This window comes from Roseburia sp. MSJ-14, assembly GCF_018918225.1.
GTDB lineage: Bacteria > Bacillota > Clostridia > Lachnospirales > Lachnospiraceae > Petralouisia.
Window position 1 is genome coordinate 1 of the sequence record NZ_JAHLQD010000017.1, and the last position, 6,865, is coordinate 6,865.

A 6,865-nucleotide genomic window follows, 5' to 3' on the forward strand; every position below is an offset into this window, starting at 1 on the left:
GATCACCCTTATCGGATGTCCGAAGCTCGATATGGTGGACTACACCGACAAGCTGACCGAGATCATCAGCAATAACGATATCAAGAGCGTCACCATCGTGCGGATGGAAGTTCCGTGCTGCGGCGGCTTGCAGAGAGCCGCGGAGCAGGCGCTCAGAAACAGCGGAAAGTTCATTCCGTGGCAGGTCGTGACGATTACAAGAGACGGTCAATTTTAGATTAATCCTGCCAATACGGTATATAATACAATCAGAACAGAAAAGGAGTGACTACTATGGTAGAAATGAACAGCAGGAAAGTAGCTATTATCGGCTGTGGATTTGTAGGCTCGGCTTCGGCGTTTGCGCTGATGGAAAGCCATTTGTTCTCAGAGATCGTCCTGATCGACGCTGACAGGAACAGAGCCGAGGGCGAAGCGCTTGACATCAGTCACGGGCTTCCTTTTTCAAAGCCTATGCAGATTTACGCAGGCAGCTATGAGGATATCAGCGACGCCGCGGTAGTTATCGTAACCGCAGGCGCGGGACAAAAGCCCGGTGAAACACGACTTGATTTAGTGAAGAAGAATGTTGCGATCTTCAAATCGATCATTCCTGAGATTGCGAAATATAATAAGGACGGCATCCTACTGGTGGTTGCAAACCCTGTGGATATTCTGACTTACGTTGCAAAACAGCTCAGCGGATTTCCGTCGAACAGAGTATTCGGTTCGGGCACAGTCCTTGACACCGCAAGACTGAAATATCTGCTCGGCGAACATCTCGGTGTGGACAGCAGAAGTATTCACGCTTTTATCATCGGCGAACACGGCGACAGCGAGATAGCCGCTTGGAGCAGCGCCAATGTGTCGGGAGTTCCGCTTCACAAGTTCTGCGAAATGCGCGGACATTATCAGCATCAGCGGGCAATGAGAGAAATTGCCGACGGCGTGAAGAACAGCGCCTATGAGATCATCGAAAAGAAAAAGGCCACCTACTACGGAATTGCTATGTCTGTCAAGCGAATTTGTGAGGCGATCGTCAGGGATGAAAAATCCGTATTGCCGGTTTCAAGCATACAGACAGGCGAGGAAATAAACGGCGTAGCTCTTAGTATGCCTGCGATTGTAGGCAAGCACGGCGTAGAAGGTCAAGTGCCGATCGAACTGAATGACAAGGAAAAAGCGGCATTGAAAGAATCCGCTAAAACGCTGAAATCAGTTATCGGCGACGTATTAAGTGAGTGATTGCAGTACGCCGACAGTGTAATTCCTGCCGAGCGTTACGGCGAGGAAGGCAAACTCGACGCGGCGGCTATCTTCCTCGCTTCCGACAACGCTGCATATGTCAACGGAATAATGCTACCCGTTGACGGCGGTTATACTTGTGTATAAAATAAGGACATCTCTTCTTTGACAGAATGGGATGTCCTTAATTATTATTTTTTACACGTCGGCTAATTCATTTCCGTCGTCGCCGAATATCGTCATATGCTCCGGTTGGAGAGGGTTCGGATTTGTTTTATCTCTTATTATGACTTTGCTGTGCCATATGTTACGGCTGCTGCTTCCGTTTACGGAACTTTTGCAGTGCATTTGTGCTTTATGCTGTTGACCGCATTGATTTTTGCTCCTCTATCGCCACCGTAACGATATCGCCGACAACGTTGATCGCGTTCTGGAGAGCGCCAAAAAAGACCTCGGCATAGATCGCGACTAAAATCAGCTCGTCCGCCTGCAAATAGAAGGTGATGATCAGCATACCGATCAAGATAGACCCCGGCTGGTTCGGCGCGCCGATGGACAGGAACAAAACGAGAACTGCGATCCCGATGATTTGCAGCAAGGAAACATTTATCCCCAGCATATAGATATAGATCATGGAGACCAGCATGATCAAATAACAGTTGCCGTCCTGATTGGTCTGAGCAAGGATCGGCAGTTTTGCCGAGATGCGTTTTCTGTCAAAGCCATATTCCCGCCAACAGTATCTTATGTTGTAGGGGAGGGCGTCAATGGCTGAATTGATTTTGTAGTTTTCCCAGAGCAGCGGAGGGAATTTTTTGATAAACGGAACGATCTTGACGCCGCCGATCAAAAGCCGTATCAGATAAAACGCCGCCATCACGATCAAACTTAGGAATACCATACCGACAAATTCTGCCACAACGATAAGATTGATAAAGCCATCAACCAAGAGTGACGAAAGAAACGCAAGGAAGCAGAAAAACGGCAGGGTAAACATCACGACGTTCAGCATTTTGGAAAAGAATGTCAAACATACGTTGACCCCTTTTTGCATGACGTCAAAATACTCTCCGATCGAACAGAAAGCGTATGTGGTAAGCAGCGCGAGAATAATGATCGGGAACGGAAGGTACGTTTCAAAGGGCTCGAAAATACTGCTCGGCAGCAGGGAAGAAATGAACTGTGTGGCGGTCATTCCTCCTCCAAATGGTTCCTGCCCTTCAAGATAGCCATCCAGATTGCTCAAGATGAACGCGATCAGGAAGCTCGTCCCGATCGCAAGAAAAACTGCGATCACCGAAGTAGCGATAGTCTTTATCTGCAACTTTCTGTCCGAAGAGCTTTTTTCCGAAATTATATAGATGTCCGTCAGATTCTTTACCAGCGAAAAGAAGGTGACGGGCGCGCCTACCATCAGCATCGCGTTGGCGAATTGATCCATCATAGGCATTATATAGCTTTTGTCTATCTCGATCATCTTTTCGGCGCTCATCATCGCGTTGAGCAGAAAATAGACAAGGATAGCCAGCACGATCCCGATTATGCAGTACAGCAGCGAGCTGCGGTAGTTTCGCTTGACGACTACGCGGATGCTGTTATAGCCTGACCGGTATCGGTAGCCTATCTTGTCGTGATAAGCCTGAATGATCTTTGATTCGGACGATATGTTTTCTGCGTTTTTTTCGGGAACATAGGTCTTTCCCTCAAAGCCGAACTTGATATTATACTCACCGAAGGTTCGCTGCGCCTTAATCGTCAGCGTGGTGTTCTGATCATAGCCCTGTTTGATGATATCGCAGAACAGCGCTTCAAACAGCAGCTTTGTCTCTAGTATAGCATCCTTGCCGAAACGGTTTTGCGCCAGCCATTGTTCAACAAACAGATTGGCGGGTTCAAAGCTATCCATTGTCAGCGGGAGCTCTATGGATCGTGTTTTGCTCAAATTCATCGTTATCTCACCGTCCTTACAGGGGGTCAACTTATGATACAAAAAACGCGGATCATCAATAAACCGGTCAGTTTTTTCTTCCGATATCTTTGTTGATATTCTTATAATTCAAGGCGTTGGACTTGTAGAGGTTTTTGAAAACCCTGTAGCTGCGTTCGTATATGCCCTTGTTTTCAGGGTCAGGAATGTATAAGTGATCGGCTTTTACCAAGCGGCGCGATAACGCAAGCACATCCTCGCCTTTGATACCCGCCGCAACAACGAGCGCCGTTCCGATAGCGCCGACCTCACGGGTGTTGTCGATCGTCTCTATCTTTCTGCCTGTAATATCCGCCAGCATTTGGCAGGTGACGCGTGAAAGCGCTCCGCCGCCGACAAATCGGATAGTATCGGACGTTTTCACCTTTTTTTCTTCACATTCCAGCAGCCAGCGCAAATGATAACAAATACCCTCCAAAACCGCGCGGAGCATATCTCTTTTGTCGTTTTCGATCTTTATGTTAAAGAACATTCCGCCCGCGTTTGAGTCCTCAAACGGACAGCGGTTACCGTGCAGCCAAGGGGTAAAGATAATGCCGTTGGCCCCCGCGGGCGACTTGGCGATCTCATCGGAAAGGTGATCATATAGGCTTGTGTATTTGCTCTCGATATCATCAGTAACCGCAGAAGCGTTCCGGTAAACTCCGACCTCGTCCAGCGCAAGATGATTGAGCGCCCATTCAAAACATTTTCCGGCAGTTTCAAGCTCAGCGTAATAATTGTAGTAGCCGTGCTTGGCGGACAGAACACCTGTGATCATGGCATTGATGTCGACGGTTTGGTGATCCATAAATGTAGATACCCACCCCGATGTTCCGACGTAGATATGCGTATCTCCCGGCGTTGTGCATCCGGCGCCGATATTTACAAAGGTGGTATCGCCGCCGCCACCGAATACGGGGATCCCTTCAACCAGTCCGAGCTCACGAGCCGCTTTGTCTGTGAGTCCGCCGACCAAATCAGTGCAGTCGATGATGTCGGGCATATGGTCGGGGTCGACCTTATACATCTTTAAAAGACCTTTGTTCCAGCCTTCCTTGCCTTTTCGCGTGTCATAAAGAAAGGTCGCAAAAGCCGTGTCCGCCGTTCTGACGATCCTGCCGGTACAGCGCGATACAAGATAGTCGCTGATATCAAGCCATTTATATATTTTTTTAAATACATCAGGCTCGTTGTTTTCGACCCACTTGTATTTCCAGACGGGGTCCTTGGCGCTCGTTGAGCCGGCGTAATTCACGCGCAGGTTTCGCAACAGTTTATAAAGGCTGCAGCCCGAAACCTTGATCACTCCGCGCCCCATACATTCCTTGTATTCCTTATAGCCCTTTTGGTCAAGGTAGTTCATCGGGCGTCTTAGGGCGTTTCCGTTCTCGTCAACAAAAACCGCTCCCTGCATCTGTGTGCAGAACGCCATTCCTTCTATTTCATTGGGCTTAACATTCGATTTTTTTAACAAATCCCTCGTGGTTGAACAAATCGCGTTCCACCATTCTTCCGCGTCCTGTTCCGCGCCTCCGTTGTCAGAGATGTAAAGTCCGTACTCGGCTGAAGCCTCGTCAACAAGATCGATTTGTGAATCGATATTAAACAGGCAGGTTTTTACGCTGCTTGTTCCGAAATCATAAATGATTATATACATTTACTTTCCTTGTATTATAGAGTAGTAGTTATTAGAGTCCCTCTCCAAGGACTGTATGCTATACTGTTAGAGATACTGTGGATTAGTATTTCTTTCCTACCGCAAGACGGTTACTGAGAGGCTCTAACCACAGTCTCTTTGTACAGTTGTTAATCAGTTAGATACCGCACGACGGTTTATGTGGAACAAGGTTACAATCGCAAAGAGTATTGTGGCTCTAAGCAGTATCGAAACTACTATGAAAGAGGTATCAGTATGATCGTTGTCGGAATTGATGTTGCAAAGGATAAGCATGATTGCTTTGTTATGAACTCAGAAGGCGAGGTTCTGTTCAACCCCTTTGTCATTCAAAACAACCGCGAGGGCTTTGACAGCCTTTACGAGAAGATTTGCTCTGTGGCAAATGATTTCACAAAAGTTAAAGTAGGACTCGAAGCCACCGGACACTACAGCTACAATATTCTGGGCTATCTCCTTGATAAAGGGCTACCAACCTACGTTATCAATCCGTTACATACCAATCTTTACAGAAAAAGTCTAAGCCTTAGAAAGACGAAAACGGATAAGGTAGACGCTCATACCATTGCAGCTATGTTGTTGTCTGACGTGAACTTAAAGTCCTACTCAAACACATTATACCACAACGAAGAGCTAAAGTCACTAACAAGATACAGATTTGATAAAGTTAAGGAACGCGCAAAGCTTAAGACCTCTGTCGCAAGATTGGTTAACATACTGTTCCCTGAACTTGAAAAGCTGGTTTCTACGCTTCATATGGCTTCTGTTTATGAGTTGTTGAGCCAATTTCCGTCCGCTAAGCAAATTGCTTCTGTTCATCTCACCAAGCTGACCAATCTCCTGTCAACCGCTTCTAAAGGGCGTTACGGCAAGGAAAGAGCGGAAGATATTCGCATTGCTGCAAAAAACTCTATCGGCTCGGATATGCCTGCCAAGTCGTTGGAGCTCAAACACACTATCAAGCTCATCAGAGAGCTTGATGCAGAGATCGAGGAGATTGAGTTTCACATTGAGATTATCATGGACGAAATCAATTCTCCCATCCTTACCATCCCGGGCATCAGCTACCGCATGGGCGCTATGATTATTGCCGAAATCGGCGACTTTGACAATTTCAACTCACCGAACAAGATTCTCGCTTATGCCGGACTTTCGCCGTCTACCTATCAATCGGGGCAGCTAACATCTTCGTGCTCGCATATGGAGAAACGCGGCTCCCGATATTTGCGTTACGCTCTTTTCAACGCCACGAAGTTTGTTTGTAATTGGGATAATACCTTTGCCGAATACCTCGCCAAGAAACGCAGCGAAGGCAAACACTACAACGTAGCAATTTCTCATGCCTGCAAGAAACTTGTCAGGGTGATCTACCATCTGGAAACCACAGGAGAATCTTACAGGCGATAACCTTATTTCACTTGATTATTTTTTCGAGCAACTACGCGGTTGCTCTTTTTGTCGTGCCTGTTTTCTGATTGTTGATTTTTGTGGAAAACTTTTCGTTTCCCTATTGACTTTTAATAGTTAGTCTCTTATTCGTTCAGGTGCACGCTCCAGCCCGTATCGACCTTCTCGTGGACCTTACTGAGTGTTTCCTCGTCCAGCTCAGGCCAGTCGACCACGGTACGGGCTTTATTTTTTACCAGGTGCGCTTTTTCGGCGCAAAGGGCGATCGGCGTGTCGGCGAGCGAGTCGGAATAGAAGTTGTCTATCATCGGAAAGCCGTGGTCGATAATATACTGCGCCTTTTCCTGCGCGTACATCAGATTATGCAGGAACACCCCGTATTTGCGGTTGAACTCCGTCGCCATAAAGTTTACACCGAGCCTTTTGGCGATCGGCTCGATTATACAGTCGGGCGACGCGCTGATTATCAGATCGTCGGGTTTCTTTTGCGCCAGATACCAAGGAGCTATTTTTTTCTCGTTTTTATCCCAATAACGCTCGATCTGTTCATCAAAATCATCTATCAGCGTCAGCTGTCTCTTATACACACT

Annotated in this window: 6 protein-coding genes and 1 pseudogene; 4 read left to right on the forward strand and 3 right to left on the reverse strand. The window is 47.2% G+C overall.

Annotation, left to right across the window (positions count from 1 at the left end):
* The 3 genes and pseudogenes from KQI83_RS07390 to KQI83_RS17205 form a co-directional block, all read left to right on the forward strand.
* Positions 1-217 (forward strand): annotated as a pseudogene (locus KQI83_RS07390) (4Fe-4S ferredoxin); the annotation flags it as partial.
* Positions 218-273: 56 nt separating this feature from the next.
* Positions 274-1,224, forward strand: coding sequence for an L-lactate dehydrogenase (locus KQI83_RS07395; RefSeq protein ID WP_216556152.1), 951 nt, complete (start codon positions 274-276; stop codon positions 1,222-1,224).
* Complete coding sequence (locus KQI83_RS17205; RefSeq protein ID WP_216556155.1) at positions 1,225-1,371, forward strand: SDR family oxidoreductase; 147 nt, start codon at positions 1,225-1,227, stop codon at positions 1,369-1,371.
* Between the two features lie 208 nt (positions 1,372-1,579).
* Here the strand turns inward: KQI83_RS17205 and KQI83_RS07405 are convergent, their stop codons facing one another.
* Positions 1,580-3,172, reverse strand: coding sequence for a dicarboxylate/amino acid:cation symporter (locus KQI83_RS07405; RefSeq protein ID WP_216556158.1), 1,593 nt, complete (start codon positions 3,170-3,172; stop codon positions 1,580-1,582).
* A gap of 67 nt (positions 3,173-3,239) precedes the next feature.
* On the reverse strand, positions 3,240-4,850 hold the full coding sequence (locus KQI83_RS07410; protein ID WP_216556160.1) for a xylulokinase: 1,611 nt from the start codon (positions 4,848-4,850) through the stop codon (positions 3,240-3,242).
* A gap of 255 nt (positions 4,851-5,105) precedes the next feature.
* On the opposite strand from KQI83_RS07410, the gene KQI83_RS07415 reads away from it, so the two are divergent.
* The gene (locus KQI83_RS07415; protein ID WP_216556163.1) at positions 5,106-6,275 is read left to right on the forward strand and encodes an IS110 family transposase; all 1,170 of its coding nucleotides are present in this window, start codon (positions 5,106-5,108) and stop codon (positions 6,273-6,275) included.
* A 125-nt stretch (positions 6,276-6,400) separates the two neighbouring features.
* On the opposite strand, the gene KQI83_RS07420 is transcribed toward KQI83_RS07415, so the two are convergent.
* A partial coding sequence (locus tag KQI83_RS07420) for a hypothetical protein (RefSeq protein ID WP_330622328.1) occupies positions 6,401-6,865 on the reverse strand: 465 nt, incomplete at its 5' end.